The 20,151-nt window shown below is 62.4% G+C and carries 19 protein-coding genes and 1 pseudogene; 8 read left to right on the plus strand and 12 right to left on the minus strand.

The annotated features are described in order from the left end of the window. Positions 1-10: 10 nt before the first annotated feature. Entirely contained in the window at positions 11-1,225 is a 1,215-nt protein-coding gene (locus OCK01_RS15600) for a polyhydroxyalkanoate depolymerase (protein WP_263824719.1), read from the minus strand. 114 nt (positions 1,226-1,339) lie between these two features. Between OCK01_RS15600 and OCK01_RS15605 the strand changes: the two genes are divergently transcribed. After that, positions 1,340-1,993, plus strand: a complete 654-nt coding sequence (locus OCK01_RS15605; protein ID WP_263824720.1) for a glutathione S-transferase — start codon at positions 1,340-1,342, stop codon at positions 1,991-1,993. Between the two features lie 33 nt (positions 1,994-2,026). On the opposite strand, the gene OCK01_RS15610 is transcribed toward OCK01_RS15605, so the two are convergent. Continuing rightward, entirely contained in the window at positions 2,027-2,953 is a 927-nt protein-coding gene (locus tag OCK01_RS15610) for a carbohydrate kinase family protein (protein ID WP_263824721.1), read from the minus strand. A 115-nt stretch (positions 2,954-3,068) separates the two neighbouring features. Continuing rightward, entirely contained in the window at positions 3,069-3,530 is a 462-nt protein-coding gene (gene rirA / locus OCK01_RS15615) for an iron-responsive transcriptional regulator RirA (RefSeq protein ID WP_263824722.1), read from the minus strand. A 198-nt stretch (positions 3,531-3,728) separates the two neighbouring features. Here rirA and OCK01_RS15620 point away from each other — a divergent pair, with 198 nt between their 5' ends. Continuing rightward, on the plus strand, positions 3,729-4,751 hold the full coding sequence (locus OCK01_RS15620; protein WP_263824860.1) for a Fe(3+) ABC transporter substrate-binding protein: 1,023 nt from the start codon (positions 3,729-3,731) through the stop codon (positions 4,749-4,751). Between the two features lie 43 nt (positions 4,752-4,794). Here OCK01_RS15620 and OCK01_RS15625 read toward each other — a convergent pair whose 3' ends face one another. The 6 genes from OCK01_RS15625 to OCK01_RS15650 form a co-directional block, all read right to left on the minus strand. Beyond that, the gene (locus OCK01_RS15625; RefSeq protein ID WP_263824723.1) at positions 4,795-5,850 is read right to left on the minus strand and encodes a M48 family metallopeptidase; all 1,056 of its coding nucleotides are present in this window, start codon (positions 5,848-5,850) and stop codon (positions 4,795-4,797) included. After that, positions 5,840-6,916, minus strand: a complete 1,077-nt coding sequence (locus OCK01_RS15630; protein ID WP_263824724.1) for a YjgN family protein — start codon at positions 6,914-6,916, stop codon at positions 5,840-5,842. Before OCK01_RS15630 ends, OCK01_RS15625 begins: the two co-directional genes overlap by 11 nt. A gap of 227 nt (positions 6,917-7,143) precedes the next feature. Continuing rightward, the gene (locus tag OCK01_RS15635; RefSeq protein ID WP_263824725.1) at positions 7,144-8,640 is read right to left on the minus strand and encodes a CoA-acylating methylmalonate-semialdehyde dehydrogenase; all 1,497 of its coding nucleotides are present in this window, start codon (positions 8,638-8,640) and stop codon (positions 7,144-7,146) included. A gap of 106 nt (positions 8,641-8,746) precedes the next feature. Further along, positions 8,747-9,268 carry a GNAT family N-acetyltransferase gene (locus OCK01_RS15640; protein ID WP_263824726.1) on the minus strand — a complete coding sequence of 174 codons (522 nt, stop codon included), beginning with the start codon at positions 9,266-9,268 and terminating at the stop codon, positions 8,747-8,749. 9 nt (positions 9,269-9,277) lie between these two features. After that, positions 9,278-9,838 carry a helix-turn-helix domain-containing protein gene (locus tag OCK01_RS15645; RefSeq protein ID WP_263824727.1) on the minus strand — a complete coding sequence of 187 codons (561 nt, stop codon included), beginning with the start codon at positions 9,836-9,838 and terminating at the stop codon, positions 9,278-9,280. A 42-nt stretch (positions 9,839-9,880) separates the two neighbouring features. After that, complete coding sequence (locus tag OCK01_RS15650; RefSeq protein ID WP_263824728.1) at positions 9,881-10,360, minus strand: hypothetical protein; 480 nt, start codon at positions 10,358-10,360, stop codon at positions 9,881-9,883. A gap of 145 nt (positions 10,361-10,505) precedes the next feature. Between OCK01_RS15650 and polA the strand changes: the two genes are divergently transcribed. Then, positions 10,506-13,493, plus strand: coding sequence for a DNA polymerase I (gene polA / locus OCK01_RS15655; protein WP_263824729.1), 2,988 nt, complete (start codon positions 10,506-10,508; stop codon positions 13,491-13,493). 13 nt (positions 13,494-13,506) lie between these two features. Here polA and OCK01_RS15660 read toward each other — a convergent pair whose 3' ends face one another. Continuing rightward, on the minus strand, positions 13,507-14,925 hold the full coding sequence (locus tag OCK01_RS15660) for a helix-turn-helix domain-containing protein (protein WP_263824730.1): 1,419 nt from the start codon (positions 14,923-14,925) through the stop codon (positions 13,507-13,509). A 171-nt stretch (positions 14,926-15,096) separates the two neighbouring features. Here OCK01_RS15660 and OCK01_RS15665 point away from each other — a divergent pair, with 171 nt between their 5' ends. The 5 genes and pseudogenes from OCK01_RS15665 (at position 15,097) to OCK01_RS26575 (ending at position 19,458) form a co-directional block, all read left to right on the plus strand. Then, positions 15,097-16,629 (plus strand): acyl-CoA carboxylase subunit beta, encoded by a 1,533-nt coding sequence (locus OCK01_RS15665; protein ID WP_263824861.1) that lies wholly within the window; start codon positions 15,097-15,099, stop codon positions 16,627-16,629. Between the two features lie 151 nt (positions 16,630-16,780). Then, complete coding sequence (locus tag OCK01_RS15670; RefSeq protein WP_263824731.1) at positions 16,781-17,089, plus strand: hypothetical protein; 309 nt, start codon at positions 16,781-16,783, stop codon at positions 17,087-17,089. Positions 17,090-17,113: 24 nt separating this feature from the next. Further along, on the plus strand, positions 17,114-17,458 hold the full coding sequence (locus OCK01_RS15675; protein WP_263824732.1) for a hypothetical protein: 345 nt from the start codon (positions 17,114-17,116) through the stop codon (positions 17,456-17,458). Continuing rightward, positions 17,455-19,170: pseudogene (locus OCK01_RS15680) on the plus strand (acetyl-CoA carboxylase biotin carboxylase subunit); the annotation flags it as partial. The gene OCK01_RS15675 and the pseudogene OCK01_RS15680, both read left to right, overlap by 4 nt. Before the next feature lie 96 nt (positions 19,171-19,266). Further along, complete coding sequence (locus tag OCK01_RS26575) at positions 19,267-19,458, plus strand: biotin/lipoyl-containing protein (RefSeq protein ID WP_412179021.1); 192 nt, start codon at positions 19,267-19,269, stop codon at positions 19,456-19,458. A gap of 40 nt (positions 19,459-19,498) precedes the next feature. Here the strand turns inward: OCK01_RS26575 and OCK01_RS15685 are convergent, their stop codons facing one another. Then, entirely contained in the window at positions 19,499-19,849 is a 351-nt protein-coding gene (locus tag OCK01_RS15685) for a type II toxin-antitoxin system RelE/ParE family toxin (RefSeq protein WP_263824734.1), read from the minus strand. Beyond that, entirely contained in the window at positions 19,839-20,108 is a 270-nt protein-coding gene (locus OCK01_RS15690) for a type II toxin-antitoxin system ParD family antitoxin (RefSeq protein ID WP_263824735.1), read from the minus strand. The genes OCK01_RS15685 and OCK01_RS15690 overlap by 11 nt, the downstream gene beginning before the upstream one ends. Between the last annotated feature and the right edge of the window lie 43 nt (positions 20,109-20,151).

Genomic DNA, 20,151 nt, shown 5'->3' on the forward strand with positions numbered 1-20,151 from the left:
TGCGGCAAGCCTATTCCATCATCAGGATATGGTTGCGGACGACGGGATAGATCTCGTTGTCCCAGCGCTGGCCGTTGAAGACGCCGTAATGGCCGACATTGGCCTGCAGGTGATGGCGCTTGAGATGCGGACGAAGCGACGCACAGAGATCATGCGCCGCAGCCGTCTGGCCGAGCGCGCAGATGTCGTCGCGGCCGCCTTCGACCGTCAACAACGCCGTGCGGCGAATCTTGCCGGGATCGATTTTACGGCCGCGATACTGGAACTGGCCGGTCGCCAGTTCGGCGCGGTGGAAAATGCGGTCGATGGTTTCGATGTAGAATTCCTCGGTCAGATCCAGCACCGCGAAATACTCGTCGTAAAACGCCTTGATCTTCTCGGCCGCCTCGATCTCGCCGGCGGCGAGGTGGTCGTAGAGCTTCTGATGCGCCGTCTTGTGGCGGTCCATGTTCATCGCCATGAAGGCGGTCAATTGCAGAAAACCGGGATAGACCCGCCGCCCTCCCCCGCCATAGCGGTAGGGCACCGGCGATATCACCGACTGCTCGAACCAGGCCAGCGACTTCGACACGGCGAATTCATTGACCTCGGTCGGGCTTTCGCGCGGATCGATCGGCCCGGCCATCAGCGTCATCGAGCGCGGCGTGGCGGGATTGTTGTCCTCCGACATCACAGCCACCGCCGCCAGCCCCTGCACGCAGGGCTGACAAACCGCGAGGATATGGCCGCCCGGCCCGATCTCCTCGAGAAAGCGGATCACATAGGCGATATAATCCTCCACCCCGAAGGAGCCGGCGTTGATCGGCACGTCGCGGGCGTTCTTCCAGTCGGTGATGTAGACGTCGTGATCGCGCAGCAGCGTTTCCACAGTGCCGCGCAGCAGGGTGGAGAAGTGGCCGGACAGCGGCGCGATCACCAGCACCTTCGGCTGCGGCATGTCGATGTCCTTGCGGAAATGCAGGAGGTCGCCGAAAGGCAGGCTGAGAGCGACCTCCTCGGTCACCGAAGCCTCCGCATTTCCGGCCGGCACGCGGCGAATGTCGAAAGGCGGCCGGGTGTGGCTGAGTTCGTAGCGCGACACCATTTCCAGCGCCGCCAGCCAGTGCCGGCCGAGCGCATGATCGCGGATGGGGAAATTGGCGGAGAACCAGTCCATCCATCCCCGCGCCATCGTCCTCAGCGGCGCGACCATGTCGTCCTGGAACTGGTAGGCCTGATAGAGCATCGCCACACCTCTGCTTCGGCTGTGAAAGCCATTGTGCATTGCAAAAAACTAGTGCATTTTTACGGGCAAGACCAGCAAATACTGCGTGCAGACTTGCACGGGCGGGAGGCCGTGATGAGCGAAACGACTCTGACGATATCCTCTAAGAATTATTCCTCCTGGTCCATGCGCGGCTGGCTTCTCTGCCGCATGGCGGGCCTGGAGTTTCAGGAGCGGCCCGTCGACATCGACGAAGGCGCGCGGCGCGAATTGCTGCTCCTGTCGCCCTCCGTGCTCGTGCCGCGGCTCAACCACAATACGGTCAGCGTCTGGGATACGCTGGCGATCGGCGAATATCTCGCCGAGATCAAGCCGAAGGCGGGGCTGCTGCCCAAGGATGTCGCCGCCCGCGCCCATTGCCGCGCCGTCTCCGGCGAAATGCATTCCGGCTTTCACAATCTCCGCTCGGCGCTGCCGATGAACATCAAGGCCCGTCACGAGCGTTTCAAGGTGTTCGCCGGCGCGCGCCCCGATATCGAGCGGATAAAGGCGATCTGGACGGAGTGTCTCGCCGCCTATGGCGGCCCCTGGCTGTTCGGCGACAAGCCGACCATGGCCGACGCCATGTATGCGCCGGTCTGCTCGCGTTTTCTCACTTATGCGGTGGAGTTGGAACCCGCTCTCGCCGCCTATCGCGACCGGGTGATGGACTGGCCGCTGGTGAAGGAATGGATCGAGGGCGCCCGGGCGGAAGCCGACGAGATCATCGAACTCGAAGTCGAGTTCTGAGACGCCGCGAGGGCGTCTCGGACTTCTTACCGGTCAGAGACCGATTTCATGCGCCCAGGGCGGATTGGCGCCGGCGCGCGACACGGTCACCGCCGCCGTCTTGGCGCCCAGCGCCAGCGCGTTGCGCACCGCCTGCTCCGAGAGATTGGCGACCGACGCCTTGGTCAGCAGGCCGTCGCGCTTAAGCGAGGCGAGAACGCCCGCGTCGAACGTGTCGCCCGCGCCGATCGTGTCGACCACCGTGACCTTCTCGCTGGGAACCTCCACCTTAAGCGTGTCGGTGTAACCCACCGCGCCGTCGGCGCCCTTGGTGATCACCACCAGCTTGGCGCCCATGGCGATCCATTCCTTGGCGAGCATGTCGTGGTCGCCGGGCATGCCGAACCAGTCGAGATCCTCGTCCGAAAATTTCAGAATGTCGGATTTCGCCGCCATGCGCAGGATGCGCGCCATATGGTGCTGCTTGTCGTTGATGAAGCCGGGGCGGATGTTCGGGTCGAGCGAGATCACGCGGGAATCGGCCTCCCGCATCAACAAAGCCTCATAGGCCGCTCCGCAGGGATCGGGGATCAGGCTGATCGCGCCGAAATGCAGCGCCTCGCAATCCTCACCCAGCATCGGCAGATCGTCGACCGACAACATGCGCCCGGCGGTGTTCTCGTCATAGAAGGCGTAAGTGGCCGAACCGTTGACCAGCTTGACGAAGGCGACCGTGGTCGGTCGGTCCGACAGCGCGCAGAGGCTGAAATCCACTTTCGACGCCGTCAGCGTCTCGCGCAGCACGTCGCCCAGCATGTCGTTGGAGAGACCGGTGAAGAAGGCGGTCTCGATGCCCAGCCGTCCGAGCGCGATCGCCGTGTTGAAGATCGCGCCGCCCGCATAGGGGGCGTAAGCGTTTTCTCCCAGCGTCGACTGCCTCGGCAGCATGTCGATCAGGGCTTCTCCGCAGCACAGGATCATCTCTCGTCCCTCCCAAGGTCGCGCTAACACTTCAAACGATTTAGATGACCGCGCAAAAAAAATCCAGATCCTTCGGACCTGGATTCTGGCATTTGCTCATCAACTGGGTATTTGCTCAGGCCGCGGCGTTGGCGGGCGGCATTTCTTCCAGGCCGAGCAGGAAGTTGATCTGCGGCCGCGCCTTGACGAGGTCGTCGATGGTGTATTCCGACAGCACCTCGAAAAAGGCGTTGAGCGCGCGACGCAACGCCGAATTCAGCCCGCAGCTGTCGATCAACGGACAATCAGCCGCGCCGTCGTCGAAGCATTCCGCCATGGAAAAATTCTCTTCGGTCACGCGGACGACATCGAGCAACGTGATCTTGTCTGCGGCGCGCCCCAGGCGAACGCCGCCATTGCGGCCCCGCAATGTCTCGACCAATCCGGCCTTATGCAGCGGCTGCAGGATCTTGAAGAGAAACAGTTCGGAGACGTTGTAGGCCCGCGCGATCTCCGGAATGCGGCTCAGATTGGGGTCATTGGCGGCGCAGTACATCATGATGCGCACCGCGTAATTGGTCTGCTTGGTCAGCCGCATGCGAAAGGCTCCCTGGCTGGTTTCTCAGCCTATATAGACCTTCGCGTAGTTTGGAACAATTCCAAAAACGTGAAAATCACAATCATGTTATAGACTTTTCGACGTATTGACATATTGCGTCGCCAGCCTTTACCGAAGCTTGCTAAAATAAACGCAAATAGTCAACTTTAGGAGGAAGCCTTGCGCGGGAAATCGAAACTGACCGGTGTATTCGCGGCTTTTGCAGTGGCGCTCAGCGCCGGCGCTGCCTATGCCGATGGCGAGGTCAATATCTATTCCTATCGCCAGCCGGAGCTGATCCAGCCGCTGCTCGACGCCTTTACCAAGGAAACCGGCATCGCCACCAATGTGCTTTTCCTCGACAAGGGCCTGGTCGAGCGCATCCAGGCGGAAGGCGAAAACTCGCCGGCCGACGTCATCCTCACCGTTGACATCGCCCGCCTGACCGAAGCCAAGGAAGGCGGCGTGACCCAAGCGGTGGTCGACGAGACGATCAACAAGGATATTCCCGTCAAGTATCGCGACGCCGACAATCAATGGTTCGGCCTCACCACCCGCGGCCGCGTCGTCTATGCCTCCAAGGATCGCGTCGCCCAGAACGACATCACCTATGAGGAGCTCGCCGATCCCAAGTGGAAGGGCAAGATCTGCATCCGCGACGGCCAGCATTCCTACAATATCGGCCTGTTCGCCTCGATGATCGCCCATCACGGCGCCGAGTTCACCGAGACCTGGCTGACCGGCCTCAAGAACAATCTTGCCCGCAAGCCCAACGGCTCGGATCGCAGCCAGGCGAAATCGATCGCCGCTGGCGAATGCGACATCGCGCTCGGCAACACCTATTATGTCGGCGTCATGATGACCAACGACAAGGAGCCGGAACAGAAGGAATGGGTGAAGGCGATGAAGGTGCTCTTCCCCAATGCCGGCGATCGCGGCACGCATGTCAACATTTCCGGCATGGCGCTGGCGAAATACGCCCCCAACAAGGACAACGCCATCAAGCTGATGGAATTCCTGTCGTCCAAACCCGCCCAGGAAATCTATGCCGAGCAGGTCTATGAATATCCGGTGCTGCCGGGCGCCGAGCCGTCGGCCGTGGTCAAGAGCTTCGGGACCATCAAGCCCGACCAGATGCCGCTGACCGACGTCGCCAAATACCGCAAGCAGGCGTCCGAACTCGTCGACAAAGTCGGCTTCAACGACGGCCCGTCGCAGTAAGTCGAGCGATGAAACCAGGCGACCGGGCAACCGGTCGCCTTCTTTATTTCTTGCTGTTCAATTCACGGGCGTAAGCCTCGACGGCCTTGCGCCGCTCCGGCGTGGCGGGATGGGTGGACAGCATGTTAGGTCCCTCGCTATCGCCAAAATTAGCTTCGAGAATCGCGAAAAACCGTCCGATCGCCGCAGGATCGCGTCCTGCTTTCTTCATCAGCTCGACGGACGTCCGGTCCGCCTCCTCCTCCGCAGCGCGTGAATTCGAAAGCGTCAGCAGCGCCGCGCCGTTGGTTAGCATATCTTCGGAGGCGCTGCCGATGTCGCCGGCGATCAGCGTGATCAACGCCGCAGTGCCAGCCACGCGGTAAACCTGTCTCAGGGAATGCTTGTGGTCGACGTGACCGATCTCATGCGCCAGCACGCCGAGAATCATATCGTTGTCGCCCCTGGCGAGCTCAACCAGTTGATCCGTCAGCACGATGACGCCGTTTGGCAGGGCGAAAGCGTTGGGACCGATATAGCCGCCGTCGCGGAATTCAAGATTGTAACCGCCGACGCCGCGATCGCCATTCGCCGCGAGTTCATAAAATTCTTCCAGAATCTCGTCTTGCCTGTCTTCCGACAGCGCGCTTTGGGATAGCAAGGTCCGATCGAGGGATTGCAGCGCGCCCTCCGCCAGCAGATCGTTGACAACAGGCGGCGTCACCCGGACGGCAACCTCGACCAACGCCGGCAAACCATAGCGATAGATCCCGAACGCCAGCAGAATGATGGCCAGGGCGAAGAACGCCAGGCGGGGGCGAGACCGTTCCAGGCCATGAATCCAGCCGCTGCGATCGGCCCGCGCGGCTCTGAGGAAGACATCCACGCCTTCATTGTCAGGTGTTTCGAACAGACCGCCATTGATGAAGGCAAAGCGGCGGGGAACCGACCCGATCCGGTCAGACACGCGCACGTCGCCCAGCGGCGCGACCGCCTGCACCGCGCCGTCGTCGGTCTTGACCTCAAGGCGATCCGTCCCGCCGTTTAGCTCCGCCGGCGTCGCCAAATTGGCGCCGGGCGGATGCCAGTGACCGGACAGTCGAACGACGTCAGAAGCCAAAGTCGAAGCCCTCGATGTCCAGAAGTTCGGAGCTTACGGCCGAGCCTTCGCTTTGCAAGCCTGTCACGACGGTGGTGAGTTCACCATTCGGCTGCAGTCCCGTGTGCTCGACGACATAGCGCCATTCACGCACCGCCGCCCAGGGGCGCATAAGGCTCAGGGTCGCCAAGGTCACGAACACGTTGGAGATGGCCACCCAGGCATAGCCGAATCTCGGCACGGCGCTCGACAGCCGGTGCCCCCCCTCGATTTCGCTGCGGGAGAGAACGATGTTGCGCACACCGATGCGATAGACAATCCCGGCGACGATGTAGAGAAGCAGCACCGGCAACATCGCCAGATAGAAGAGGCCGACGACGACAGCCACCCGGCGGTTCTGATCCGCATCCGCAAGGCTTTGCTTGACCTCGGCGATGTAAGGGAAAACAGCAAAAGCGCCGATCACTCCGAGGAGCGCGATCCCGAGGGCGAACATCAGGGCGGGCAAAAGCCAGCCGCGATAGATCTCGCCCAGCCTCACATCGGTCGAGAACGACTTGCCGCCATAACGCAGATTGTTGATGACATAGCGATAGGCCCAGCGGCTGGCGAAGGGCGCGAGAATTCCGAGCGAAAGTCCGGCAACGAGCCCGCCAAGGAAAAAGGAACGAAGGGCGCCCCAGGCGCCGCCGACAAAGTCGAAGCGAAGATTTCGATAACTCGTGACCCGCGCGTTGAAGCGCAGGCTGCGAACGATGATCCAAGGCAGGAACACCAGAAATCCGAGCCCGAGAAGGCCGCCGACAATAGGCGAGAGATTGATCGCGACGTTGTAGGCGACCAGATAGGCGAATGTGATCAGGCGCCCGATCAGGATCTGCTTGCCTCTCGCATGATAATCGAAGCCGAAGCCGTCAAGCACCGTGTTGCCATAAAAATAGCGCAACCGCCTGACTTTCGCCCATGCAGAATAGATGCCGAGGGTCACGATGGTCAGCAGAACATTGACGATCCAGATGCCAAAATATTCGCGTGCCGATCCGCGGAATTCAAATTTGAGCAGCGGCGACGTTTCGGCCGGCTGCAAGTCTTTTGACGTCATGCGCAATCCATTGAAGTAGGCAGTTTGTCCAAAAGGACAGTCCCCGCAACTTCCGCCTCATCAAAAATGCGCATGCGAATGACTGTTCCCAGCTCCGTTGAAGTGGAATCACATCCCGTCTAGATTGTAAACCCAAGCTCCAGAAAACTTCAAATTAAAAACCCGCCGGAAACAGGGCTTCCGGCGGGTTTGTCTGATTTACGCGGCTGCGCTTACTTCATCGTCGGCATGACGAATTCGGCGCCGTCCTTGATGCCCGACGGCCAACGCGAGGTAACCGTCTTGGTGCGGGTCCAGAACTTGATGGAGTCAGTGCCGTGCTGGTTGAGATCGCCGAAGGACGACGACTTCCAGCCGCCGAAGGAGTGGTAGGCGAGCGGAACCGGGATCGGCACGTTGACGCCGACCATGCCGATATTGATGCGGGATGCGAAATCGCGGGCGGCGTCGCCGTCGCGCGTGTAGATCGCGACACCATTGCCGTATTCATGTTTCATCGGCAGGTCGAGCGCTTCTTCATAGGTCTTGGCGCGCACGACCGAAAGGACGGGTCCGAAGATTTCGGTCTTGTAGATGTCCATGTCGGGCGTGACATGGTCAAACAGGCAGCCGCCGACGAAATAGCCGTTTTCATAGCCCTGCAGCTTGAAATTACGGCCGTCGACGACGAGCTTGGCGCCGGCTTCGACGCCGCTGTCGATCAGGCCGAGAATGCGGTCGCGCGCTTCCTTAGTGACGACGGGACCCATATCGGCCTTGTCATCGGTATAGGGACCGATGCGCAAGGATTCGACCATCGGCGTCAGCTTTTCGATCAGGCGGTTGGCGGTGTCTTCACCGACCGGCACAGCCACAGAAATCGCCATGCAGCGCTCGCCGGCCGAGCCGTAGCCCGCGCCCATCAGCGCCTGCGCCGCCTGGTCGAGATCGGCGTCCGGCATGATGATCATGTGGTTCTTGGCGCCGCCGAAGCACTGGGCGCGCTTGCCGTTCATCGCCGCCGTGCCATAGACATAACGGGCGATCGGGGTCGAGCCGACAAACGAAATCGCGCCAATATCGGGATGGGTCAGCAGGCCATCGACGGCCGACTTGTCGCCGTTGACGACGTTGAGGATGCCCGCCGGCAGGCCGGCTTCGATCATCAGTTCGGCCAAACGGATCGGCACGGACGGGTCACGCTCGGACGGCTTGAGGATGAAGGCGTTGCCGCAAGCGATGGCCGGCGCGAACATCCACATCGGGATCATGGCCGGGAAGTTGAACGGCGTGATGCCTGCGCCCACGCCGACAGCCTGGCGGATCGAATACATGTCGATGTTCGGGCCGGCGCCTTCGGTGAATTCGCTCTTGGACAGATGCGGAATGCCGATGACGAATTCGCAGACTTCGAGGCCGCGGACGATGTCGCCCTTGGCGTCTTCGATCGTCTTGCCATGCTCGGAAGAGAGCAGAGCGGCGAGCTCATCCATGTTGTCGTTGAGCAGCTGCACGAATTTCATGAAGACGCGGGCGCGGCGCTGCGGATTGGTGGCGGCCCATTTGGGCTGCGCGGCCTTGGCGTTCTCGACTGCGGCGTTCAGTTCTTCGGCGCTGGCGAGCGAGACTTCAGCCTGGATTTCGCCGGTGGCGGGGTTGAAGACGCCCTGCTTGCGGCCCGAAGTTCCGGCGACCTGCTTGCCGCCGATGAAATGTCCGATCTGACGCATGGATGTTCCTCCGTAGATTATTGTGTGGCGGCATCATGCGCTATAATTTCGACAAAACAAGAGGAGCTTACGCGCATCCATTGTGCGCGTTTTATAGTCCGAGATGTCAGGCGAGCTGCTTGTACATATACGTGCAGGCGTCATAGACATCCGCGAAAGGATCGCGGCTATAGCCGGGAATGACGCCAACGACCTCGAAACCCGAGGCGCGATAGAGCGGTTCGCCCTTGTCGCCGGAGCGGGTGTCGAGCGTCAGCAGCGTGAGCCCCTTGTCGCGCGCGACCTGCTCCACCGCCGCCATCAGCGCCTTGCCGATGCCGCGGCGCTGGTAGGCGGGATGCACCAGCATCTTCTTGACGTCGGCGCGATGGGCCTGGTTGGGCGGCGTGTCGGCGTCGAGCTGCACCGAGCCGACCACGCGGCCGCCCTCCATCCAGCCGAGCACGGTCAGCAAGCCGTCGTCCATCCGCGCCAGCACCTTCTTGCGCCAGAAGCGCTCGGCGTCCTCCATCGCATAGGGCATCACGAAATTGACGCTCGCGCCGTCCATCACGCAGGCATGCAGGAGGTCCGACAATTCGGCGATACGCGCCTCGATATCGGCGGCGGAGAGGTGGACAATGCTCATATCAAAACCTCAGACGATGAACAGGAGATAATGCGCGCCGTCCGTGTCCGAAGCGCGGAAGCTGGAGGGGCCTGATATCTTGTAGCGCAGGCAATCGCCGGGCCCGATGTCATAGGTCCGGCCTTCGATGGTCAGCGCCAGGCCGCCCGCAATCATGATCAGGTGATGTTCGAGGCCGGGGCGCGGCGGCAGTTGGTAATCGATGCGGGCTCCCGGCTTCAGCCGGCATTCCACCGCCTCCCCCGACAGGCTCGCCGCCGGCGGCGAGACCGAACGGCGCTCGAAGCCGAGGCTGGCGTCGGTCCAGACAGGCTGGTTTTCCGGCCGGACCAGAGGCGTAAACGCGTCCTCCACCATGCGCATCAGCCGCGACATCGGCATGCCATAGGCGCCGCAGAGACGGCCGAGCACATTGGCGGTCGGGCTGACCTCGGCCTTTTCGAGGCGGGACAGCGTGGCGCGACTGACCCCGCTTCTTTGCGCGAGGTCGTCGAGCGACCAGCCGCGCTCGGCGCGCAGCGCTTTCAATCGTTGGGCAAGTTGGGCGTCGAGGGGATCAATTTCTTCCATAAACGAGAAATAATCCCATTTACGAGAAATCGTCAAGCCTGATCACATCACCAGATGGGCGAGCCTGTCCGCATAGGCTTTGGCCGCCTCGTCATCGGAAAAGCCGACGAACAACATGGCGTAGCGGGTTTCCTTGGGCTCGCCACGCCGGCGGCTGGTCATGTCGATCTGGAAAGTGGGATGAGCGAAATTCTCGCTCAGCGCCTTCATCGGCGGCACGCCGCGGGCGATGGGCGCGCGGCCGTTCCAGGCGAGAAACTCGCCATTGGCCATGAAGGCGTCGAAGGCCGCGAAGAAGGCGTCGCGGTCGGAGGCGAATTTGCCCTTATAGGCCTCGTCGCCGATCTGGAAGCGCTCGTCGCGCATGGTCGGCTTGACCGTGACCTTGCTGATAATAGGCTGGCGGTTGAGCGCGATGCCGCATTCCATGGCGAATTTCACCAGGGCGGGCGAGCCCGAGCGATAGTCTCCGACCGTCTCGGCGATCGTGCGAACCAGTCCCGCCTGCGGTGCGAAGGCCATGCGTCTTCCCCTTTTTCGATGGGCAAGGACATAGCACACCTGATGACGCGGGCAAGAGCGCAGCGCATCACGCAAGCGCCCATTTCTCCGCCCTGCCGACCGCTTCGTCTTTCCGACTCTTCCGCCGCATGCTAACAGCAGACCCATGAAAAACGGTGATCATCTTTTCCTCGTCGACGGGTCCGGCTTCATCTTCCGGGCCTTCCATGCGCTGCCGGCGCTGACCCGCAAGTCGGACAAACTGCCGGTGGGCGCGGTGTCGGGCTTCTGCAACATGTTGTGGAAGCTGCTCGTCGATGCGCGCAACACCGATGTCGGCGTCACGCCCACCCATTTCGCGGTGATCTTCGACTATTCCTCCGCCACCTTCCGCAAAGAGATCTATCCCGACTACAAGGCCAACCGTTCCGCGCCGCCCGAGGATCTGATCCCGCAATTCGGCCTGATCCGCGAGGCGACGCGCGCCTTCAACCTGCCCTGCATCGAGACCGAGGGCTATGAGGCCGACGACATCATCGCCACCTATGCCCGCCAGGCCGAGGCGCTCGGCGCCGAGACCACCATCATCTCCTCCGACAAGGATCTGATGCAGCTCGTGACCCCGCGCGTGCATATGTATGACGCGATGAAAGACAAGCAGATCTCGATCCCGGAAGTGATCGAGAAATGGGGCGTGCCGCCCGAGAAGATGATCGACCTACAGGCGCTGACCGGCGATTCCACCGACAATGTCCCCGGCGTGCCCGGCATCGGCCCGAAGACGGCCGCGTCTCTCCTCGAACAGTTCGGCGATCTCGACACGCTGCTCGCCCGCGCCGCCGAGATCAAGCAGGAGAAGCGCCGCGAAAGCATTCTCGCCGCCCGCGACCTCATCCAGGTGTCGCGCCAGCTGGTGACGCTGAAGACCGATGTGCCCGATCTCGCGCCGCTCGAGGATCTCGTGCTGCATCCGCAAGACGGCCCGCGCCTCGTTGCATTCCTCAAGACGATGGAATTCACCACACTGACCCGCCGCGTCGCCGAAGCAACCGGCGCGGACGCGGCCGAAATCGAGCCCGCCTCGGTCAAGATCGAATGGAGCGGCGCAGCCCACGGCCCGGATCTCGATACGGCCGCCACAGACGGCAAGCCCGCCAAGACCTCCACTGCGGCCAAGCCTGCGGGCGATGCGTCGGCCACAGGCGTCGGCGGCGACCCCGTCTTCACCCCGAAGGCGCTGGCGGATGCCCGCGTCCAGGCTTTCGCCTCGAGCCCGATCGATCCGTCTACCTATGAGACCGTGCGCGACACGGCCCGACTGGACGCCTGGGTGACGCTCGCCCGCGACACCGGCCTCGTCGCCTTCGACACCGAGACGACCTCGCTCGATCCGATGCAGGCGGAACTGTGCGGCGTCTCGCTCGCCGTGGCCGACAATGCCGCCGATCCCTCGGGCGCCGCGATCCGCGCCTGCTATATCCCGCTCGGCCACAAATCCGGCCGTGGCGATCTGCTCGGCGGCGGCATCGCCGAGGGCCAGATCCCGCTGCGCGACGCGCTCGCTATCTTGAAGCCGATGCTGGAGGATCCGGCGATCCTCGTCGTCGCCCAGAACATCAAATATGACTGGCTGATGATGAAGCGCCACGGCATCGAGGTCGCCCGTTACGACGACACGATGCTGATGTCCTATGTGCTCGACGCCGGCGCGACGCTGCACAACATGGACACGCTGTCGGAGCGCTGGCTCGGCCACAAGCCGATCGCCTATAAGGACGTGACCGGCTCCGGCAAGAGCGCCGTGACCTTCGATATGGTCGATATCGACAAAGCAACGGCTTACGCCGCCGAGGACGCCGATGTGACGCTGCGCCTCTGGCACGTACTGAAGCCGCAGCTCGCCGCCAAGAGCCTGACAAGCGTCTATGAACGGCTGGAGCGACCGCTAGCCACCGTGCTCGCCAGCATGGAAGCGCGCGGCATTTCCATCGACCGGCAGATTCTCTCGCGTCTCTCGGGCGAACTCGCCCAGTCCGCCGCCCGCATCGAGGACGAAATCTATCAGCTCGCCGGCGAGCGATTCAATATCGGCTCGCCCAAGCAGCTTGGGGAAATCCTGTTCGGCAAGATGGGTCTGGATTCCGGCGGCGGCAAGACCAAGACCGGCCAATGGTCGACCTCGGCGCAGGTGCTGGAAGATCTCGCAGCCGCAGGCCATGACCTGCCGCGCAAGATCGTCGACTGGCGCCAGATCACCAAGCTCAAGAGCACCTATACCGATGCGCTGCCGTCTTACGTGAACCCCGAGACCAAGCGGGTGCACACCTCCTACGCCATGGCCGCCACCACCACGGGGCGGCTGTCATCGTCGGAACCCAATCTGCAGAACATCCCGGTCCGCACCGCCGAGGGCCGCAAGATTCGCACCGCCTTCGTGGCCGAGCCGGGTCATGTTCTCATCTCGGCCGACTATAGCCAGATCGAACTGCGCGTGCTTGCCCATGTCGCCGATATCCCGCAGCTGACGCGAGCGTTCGCCGAAGGCATCGACATTCACGCGATGACGGCGTCGGAAATGTTCGGCGTGCCGGTCGAGGGCATGCCGTCGGATGTGCGCCGCCGCGCCAAGGCGATCAATTTCGGCATCATCTATGGCATCTCCGCCTTCGGCCTCGCCAATCAGCTCAGCATCGAGCGGTCGGAAGCCGGCGATTACATCAAGCGCTATTTCGAGCGCTTCCCCGGCATCAAGGCCTATATGGAAGAGGCCAAGGCCAAGGCGCGCGAGCTGGGCTATGTCGAAACCATCTTCGGCCGTCGCATCCACTATCCGGAGATCCGCTCGTCCAATCCGTCCGTTCGCGCCTTCAACGAACGCGCCGCGATCAATGCGCCGATCCAGGGCTCGGCGGCCGACGTCATCCGCCGCGCCATGATCAAGATGGAGCCGGCGCTGGACGCGGCGAAACTCAAGGCGCGCATGCTGCTGCAGGTGCATGACGAACTGATCTTCGAGACCACCGAGGACGAGGCCGACCGCGCCATCCCGGTCATCCGCGAGGTGATGGAAAACGCCGCCTTCCCGGCCATCGAAATGAGCGTGCCGCTCGCCGTCGACGCCCGCGCCGCGAAGAACTGGGACGAGGCGCATTGAAGGTGAGAGACCTTCAATTCTCCCTGAGCGCGTAAGGCAGCGCGGCGCGGCGGTCGTGATCGATCACCAGCCGCCCCTTGAGCGGCGGCATGGCGCGGCTGGGACACTGGCCGCGCTCGCAGATCCGGCAGGAGATGCCGATCGGATCGAAGGCGGCGCGGTTGTCCAGATCGAGATCGTCAGCATAGACGAAGCTGTCGGCATAGGAAATCTCACAACCCAGCGCGAGCGCGTAATGCTGCTGCGGCTTGCGGAAGCCGCGGCCGCCCTTGGAAATCTGCGTGGCGAAACAGAGATAGCGGACACCGTCGGGCGTCTCCGCCAGCTGCCTTATGATCCGGCCCGGCTGTTCGAAAGCCTGATGCGCATTCCATAGCGGACAGGCTGCGCCGAAACGGGCGAATTGCAGCTTGGCGGCGGAATGCCGCTTGGTGATGTTGCCGGCCCGGTCGATGCGGGCGAAGAAGATCGGCACGCCCTTGGCGCCGGGCCGTTGCAGCGTGGACAGGCGATGACAGACCTGCTCCAGGCTGGCGCCGAAGCGCATGGCCAGCAGATCGAGATCATGCCTGAGCGCCCGCGCGGCCTCCATGAACACCCGATAGGGCAGGATCAGCGCGCCGGCGACATAGTTCTGCAGGCCGATGCGACAGATTTCGAAAGCTTCCGTGGTGCGGAAGCCGGCATTGCGGGCGATCTGGTCGATCATGTCGGGCAGCGCGAGTTGCGCGATCTGCAGCGCCATCTGGAAATCGCGGGTGGCGGCGGGCAGATAGGCGTTGAGCGTCATGATCTTGGCCTGCCGGTCATAGCTGCGGATCATGTCGTCTTCGGTGAGCGCCTTGCGAATGCGCACGCCATGCGCCCGCTCCAGAAAAGCGGCAAGCGGCGCGCTCGGATCGGCTTCGCCGAGCCCGATCTCTGCGGCCAGACGTTCGGCGGCGCTATCGAGATCATGGATGTAATTGTCGACGAAGTGAAAGAAGTCGCGCACTTCCTCATAGGGCGTGTTCTCGGCGATGCCCGGCGACCGTCCCAGCGTGTCGTCGATGCTGGCGAGCTGTTCGGAATTGTGCCGGTAGGCGCGATGACAGGCGATCAGCGCATGCGCGACGCCAGGCGCATTCTGCGCAACCAGCTTCAACTCCTGCAGGCTCGCGGATTGCGCCTCGAAGAGGGGATCGTTGAGCGCCTCGGTCAGCGCCGAGAGCAACCGGTCGCCTTCCCCCGCCGAAAGATCGGAGAGATCCACGCGGAATTTCTCCGCCAGCGCAATCAGCACCGCGGCGGAGACCGGGCGCTGGTTGTTTTCGATCTGGTTGAGATAGCTGACGGAGATGCCGATTCGCTCGGCGAATTGCGCCTGGGTAGCCTTGTTGATCTGCCGCAACTCCCGAACCTTGCGGCCGATATAGAGTTTTCCGATCGCCATTGTCGCATCTCTCCGCCATTGTCGTCGTCAGACTTGCGCATTTTTCGCAAATTCGCAATTCTCAGTTCGTCGTATTGCAAACAGCGCAAGTTCGCCTGTTCAACTCTAGGAGCAGGCGCGGTTCGGACGTAAAGGAAAACGAACATGCCGAGCGGGAAGGGTGGGAGCCACATGCGCGAGATTCTCGAACAGCTGGAAGACAGACGGGCCGCTGCAAAGTTGGGCGGCGGCGAGCGTCGCATCGCCACCCAGCATTCCAAGGGCAAGCTGACCGCGCGCGAGCGGCTGGACGTGCTGCTCGACGAAGGCTCCTTCGAAGAATACGACATGTATGTCACCCATCGCTGCGTCGAATTCGGCATGGAGCAGGACAAGATCCCCGGCGATGGCGTCGTCACCGGCTGGGGCACCATCAATGGCCGCCTCGTCTATGTCTTCAGCCAGGATTTCACCGTGTTCGGCGGCTCGCTGTCGGAAACGCATGCCCAGAAGATCTGCAAGATCATGGACATGGCCGCCCGCAACGGCGCGCCGATGATCGGGCTCAACGATTCCGGCGGCGCGCGCATCCAGGAAGGTGTAGATTCGCTCGCCGGTTACGCCGAAGTGTTCCGCCGCAACGCCGAAGTCTCCGGCGTCATTCCGCAGATTTCGGTGATCATGGGTCCCTGCGCCGGCGGCGCTGTCTATTCGCCCGCCATGACCGACTTCATCTTCATGGTGCGCGACAGCTCCTACATGTTCGTGACCGGCCCCGATGTGGTGAAGACCGTCACCAACGAAATCGTCACGGCGGAAGATCTCGGCGGCGCCAAAACCCATACGTCGAAATCCTCCGTCGCCGACGGCGCCTTCGACAACGATATCGAGGCGCTGCTCAAGATCCGCGATCTCTTCGATTTCCTGCCGCTCAACAACCGCGAAAAGCCGCCGGTGCGGCCCTTCCACGACGATCCGAGCCGGCTGGAAGCGCGGCTGGACACGCTGATCCCCGACAGCGCGGCCAAGCCCTATGACATGCGCGAACTGATCCTGGCGATCGCCGACGAAGGCGATTTCCACGAGATCGGCGAGGCATTCGCCCGCAATATCCTCACCGGCTTCATCCGCCTTGAGGGGCAGACGGTCGGCGTGGTCGCCAATCAGCCGATGGTGCTGGCCGGCTGCCTCGATATCGACGCCTCGCGCAAGGCGGCAAAATTCGTGCGCTTCTGCGACGCTTTCAACATTCCGCTGCTGACGCTGGTCGATGTGCCGGGCTTCCTGCCGGGCACGGCCCAGGAATATAACGGCATTATCAAGCATGGCGCGAAACTCCTGTTCGCCTATAGCCAGGCCACCGTGCCGATGGTGACGCTGATCACCCGCAAGGCCTATGGCGGCGCCTATGACGTCATGGCCTCCAAACATATCGGCGCCGATGTCAATTATGCCTGGCCGACCGCCGAAATCGCCGTGATGGGCGCCAAGGGCGCGACCGAGATCCTCTATCGCGCCGAACTCGGCGACGCCGAAAAGATCGCCGAGCGCACCCGCGCCTATGAAGAGCGGTTCGCCAATCCCTTCGTCGCCGCCGAGCGCGGCTTCATCGACGAGGTGATCTGGCCGCATTCCTCGCGCAAACGCATCGCCCGCGCTTTCGCCATGCTGCGCTCCAAGAAGCAGGAGAGCCATTGGCGCAAGCACGACACGATGCCGCTCTGAGGGATCAGCCCGATGAGCCAGCCCCGCCTTTCGCGCAGCAGAATTGACAAGCGTCAAGCCTTTGATGCGCCTCAAAGTTTTTTAAGCGAACGCTTTACAGCAGCGACAATCCGCCGCACACTGTCCGCCTGCTGCTTTCGGGAGGATGGCGATGGCGGAGAGAAAAATCCTGACGCGCGAGGAGGCGCGAAAGGACCACGAGGCGATGCTGCGCTTCATGGCGATGCGGTTTGGGCTGGGACTGTTGTTCGGCCTGATCTGCGCGAGTTCGATTTTCCTGTTGGATGTCGGCGGCCTGGGCTCGCGGCTCGCGCGCGCTTCGGATCCAATCATTCCGGTATTTCTGATCGCGGTTCCCATGGGCCTCACCTTCGGGGCCGTGGCGGTCTGCATCGCCATCTGGGTGCTGCCCTATGAAGCGAAATATCAGGAACGCGAAACCGGCCGGGACCCCTTCTGACGGCGCACCGCAAGGCGGGTCGCGATGAGGACCGCCATCATGGGCATCAAGCCGAAACTCACACCCACGGAAGCCCGCGCCGATCACTGGCGCATGCTGCGTTTCATGGGCCTGAACGCCGCTTTCGGCGTCTTTCTGGGCCTGATGATCGCGGCCCTTCTCATTCTGCTCGATATCGGCGGGATCGGCAGCCGCATCGCGCGCGCCGAGACGCCCATCCTGCCCATCATCCTCATCGCCGTGCCGCTCGCGCTAACCTTCGGCGCGGCGGTCACCGCTTCGGCCATCTGGATGATGCCCTATGACAGCAAATTTCGCGCGGAAAACGACAACAAGCCCGGCCGCGGCGAGGGAGACGAAGACGCATGATCAAGAAAATCCTCATCGCCAACCGCGGCGAGATCGCCTGCCGCGTCATCCGCACGGCCAAGAAGCTCGGCATCGCCACCGTCGCCGTCTATTCCCACGTCGATCGCGACGCCATGCATGTGAAGCAGGCGGATGAGGCGGTGCATATCGGCGCAGCGCCGTCCGCCCAATCTTATCTCGTCATCGACAAGATCATCGAAGCGATCAAGGCGACCGGAGCAGACGCCGTGCATCCGGGCTACGGCTTCCTGTCGGAAAACCGCGCCTTCGCCGAACGGCTTGAGAAAGAGGGCGTGACCTTCATCGGCCCGCCGGTCGGCGCGATCGAGGCGATGGGCGACAAGATCACCTCCAAGAAGCTCGCCGCCGAAGCCGGCGTCTCCACTGTTCCCGGCTATATGGGCCTGATCGCCGACGCCGACGAGGCGGTGAAGATCTCCAACGAGATCGGCTATCCCGTGATGATCAAGGCCTCCGCCGGCGGCGGCGGCAAGGGCATGCGCATCGCCTGGAACGAGGCAGAGGCGCGGGAAGGCTTCCAATCCTCGAAGAACGAGGCGCGCAATTCCTTCGGCGACGACCGTATCTTCATCGAGAAATTCGTCGACCAGCCGCGCCATATCGAAATCCAGGTGCTGGGCGACAAGCATGGCGAGGTGATCTATCTCGGTGAGCGCGAATGCTCGATCCAGCGCCGCAACCAGAAAGTCGTCGAAGAGGCCCCCTCCTCCTTCCTCGACGAGACGACCCGCCGGGCGATGGGCGAACAGGCGGTCGCGCTTGCGAAAGCCGTGGGCTACCATTCGGCCGGCACCGTCGAGTTCATCGTCGACGGCCAGCGCAATTTCTACTTCCTCGAGATGAACACCCGCCTGCAGGTCGAACACCCGGTCACCGAACTGATCACCGGCATCGATCTGGTCGAGGAAATGATCCGCGTCGCCAATGGCGAAAAGCTGCGGCTGACCCAGGAGGACGTGACGCTCAACGGTTGGGCGATTGAAAGCCGGCTCTATGCCGAAGATCCCTATCGCGGCTTCCTGCCGTCGATAGGCCGGCTCAGCCGCTACCGCCCGCCGCAGGAGGGCCATCTCGCCGACGGCACGATCACCCGCAACGACACCGGCGTGTTCGAAGGCGGCGAGATCTCGATGTATTATGATCCGATGATCGCCAAGCTCTGCACCTGGGCGCCGAACCGCGGCGAGGCGATCGAGGCCATGGCCCGGGCGCTCGACGATTTCGAGGTCGAGGGCATCGGCCACAACCTGCCCTTCCTGTCGGCGGTGATGGCGCATCCGCGCTTCTATTCCGGCAACATCACCACCGCCTTCATCGCAGAGGAATGGCCTGAAGGTTTCCAGGGCGTCGAGCCCAACATGGATCAGGCCCGCATCCTCGCGGCCATCGCCACCTTCGCCCATCTCACCGACGAACAGCGCAAGACGAAGATCTCCGGCGCGCTCGCCAACCACAGCCGCGCCATGGGGACGAGCTTCGTCGCCACCGGCGGCAAATATTACTGGCCGGTGGGCGCCAGCCTCGAGGCCGGCGTGATGGCGCTGAGTTTCGACGACGACGTCGCCTTCACGGTGCAATCGGACTGGACGCCTGGCGACCAGCATGGCCGCTTTTTCATCAACGGCCAGTCCTATGGCGTTAAGATCGCCAAGTCCTCCACCGGCTGGCGGCTGCGCTTCCGCGGCATCGATCTCGTGCATCAGGTGATGACGCCGCGCGTCTTCGAACTCTCGCAATTCATGCCGGTCAAGAAAGCCGCCGACACCTCCAAGCAGTTGCTCTGCCCGATGCCGGGCGTCATCACCCAGGTGCTGGTGAAAGACGGCGACACGGTGGAAGCCGGCCAGAGCCTCGCCACCGTCGAAGCGATGAAGATGGAGAATGTGCTGAAGGCGGAGCGCCGGGCCGTGGTCAAGGCGGTGAAGGCGTCGGTCGGCCAGAGTCTGGCCGTCGACGAGGTGATCATGGAGTTCGAGTGAGATGGGATTTCGGATGACGAGGCTGACGGCGCCGTTTAATTCAAAGATCTATGCCGAGGCGCCTCAGGATATGCCGCTGATGATCCTGCCCGCTGAAGAAGATCGCCAGAATTCGAACGACCTTCGCTTCATCGTCAACCTTGAAGTAAAATATCGCCCGCTCTTTGGTCACGCAACGCAAACCTGCGGCAATCTTCTCAACACGTGTTCCCTGATGCGGCGCAGCTGCGATGGCGTTCATAGATGTTCTGATCGCCCAGATCCTGCTGGCTGCTCGGCTTGCGGCATCCACCGGGGCGTCGCCAAGATTGACGTAGGACTCGATCAGGTGATCAAAGATTGCGTCGAGATCCCTGATGCTTTTGCGGGACCGGACAAGTCTATAGGCCATAAGAGGCCTTCTTGGCGGCGATCATCTTCTCGATCTGCCGATCGCTTTGTTCCAAATCCAGGAATTCATCGGCTTCCCGCTCGGCGATCAAGGCTCGCAGCGCGACGAGGTCGGCCTCTTTCTGTTCAGCCTCTTCGCGAAGAAGCTCTAACCCCTTTTGAACAACGGCGCTCAGGCTCGCATAGCGACCTTCGGCGACAAGACGACGGGCAAACTTTTCCTGCTGTTCGGAAATCGACACGGACGCTTTTACCGCCATGGGAATGCCCTCCTGCTAGAGCCGCAGAGTACTACTCGGTAGC

The organism is Rhizobium sp. TRM95796 (assembly GCF_025779995.1).
In the GTDB taxonomy this organism is placed as follows: domain Bacteria; phylum Pseudomonadota; class Alphaproteobacteria; order Rhizobiales; family Rhizobiaceae; genus Rhizobium_E.

Coding starts and splice junctions, on each gene's coding strand:
- OCK01_RS15600 (WP_263824719.1), bottom strand. CDS start 1,225: ATGCTCTATCAGGCCTACCAGTTCCAGGACGACATGGTCGCGCCGCTG.
- OCK01_RS15605 (WP_263824720.1), top strand. CDS start 1,340: ATGAGCGAAACGACTCTGACGATATCCTCTAAGAATTATTCCTCCTGG.
- OCK01_RS15610 (WP_263824721.1), bottom strand. CDS start 2,953: ATGATCCTGTGCTGCGGAGAAGCCCTGATCGACATGCTGCCGAGGCAG.
- rirA (WP_263824722.1), bottom strand. CDS start 3,530: ATGCGGCTGACCAAGCAGACCAATTACGCGGTGCGCATCATGATGTAC.
- OCK01_RS15635 (WP_263824725.1), bottom strand. CDS start 8,640: ATGCGTCAGATCGGACATTTCATCGGCGGCAAGCAGGTCGCCGGAACT.
- OCK01_RS15640 (WP_263824726.1), bottom strand. CDS start 9,268: ATGAGCATTGTCCACCTCTCCGCCGCCGATATCGAGGCGCGTATCGCC.
- OCK01_RS15645 (WP_263824727.1), bottom strand. CDS start 9,838: ATGGAAGAAATTGATCCCCTCGACGCCCAACTTGCCCAACGATTGAAA.
- OCK01_RS15650 (WP_263824728.1), bottom strand. CDS start 10,360: ATGGCCTTCGCACCGCAGGCGGGACTGGTTCGCACGATCGCCGAGACG.
- polA (WP_263824729.1), top strand. CDS start 10,506: ATGAAAAACGGTGATCATCTTTTCCTCGTCGACGGGTCCGGCTTCATC.
- OCK01_RS15660 (WP_263824730.1), bottom strand. CDS start 14,925: ATGGCGATCGGAAAACTCTATATCGGCCGCAAGGTTCGGGAGTTGCGG.
- OCK01_RS15665 (WP_263824861.1), top strand. CDS start 15,097: ATGCGCGAGATTCTCGAACAGCTGGAAGACAGACGGGCCGCTGCAAAG.
- OCK01_RS15670 (WP_263824731.1), top strand. CDS start 16,781: ATGGCGGAGAGAAAAATCCTGACGCGCGAGGAGGCGCGAAAGGACCAC.
- OCK01_RS15675 (WP_263824732.1), top strand. CDS start 17,114: ATGAGGACCGCCATCATGGGCATCAAGCCGAAACTCACACCCACGGAA.
- OCK01_RS26575 (WP_412179021.1), top strand. CDS start 19,267: ATGCCGGGCGTCATCACCCAGGTGCTGGTGAAAGACGGCGACACGGTG.
- OCK01_RS15685 (WP_263824734.1), bottom strand. CDS start 19,849: ATGGCCTATAGACTTGTCCGGTCCCGCAAAAGCATCAGGGATCTCGAC.
- OCK01_RS15690 (WP_263824735.1), bottom strand. CDS start 20,108: ATGGCGGTAAAAGCGTCCGTGTCGATTTCCGAACAGCAGGAAAAGTTT.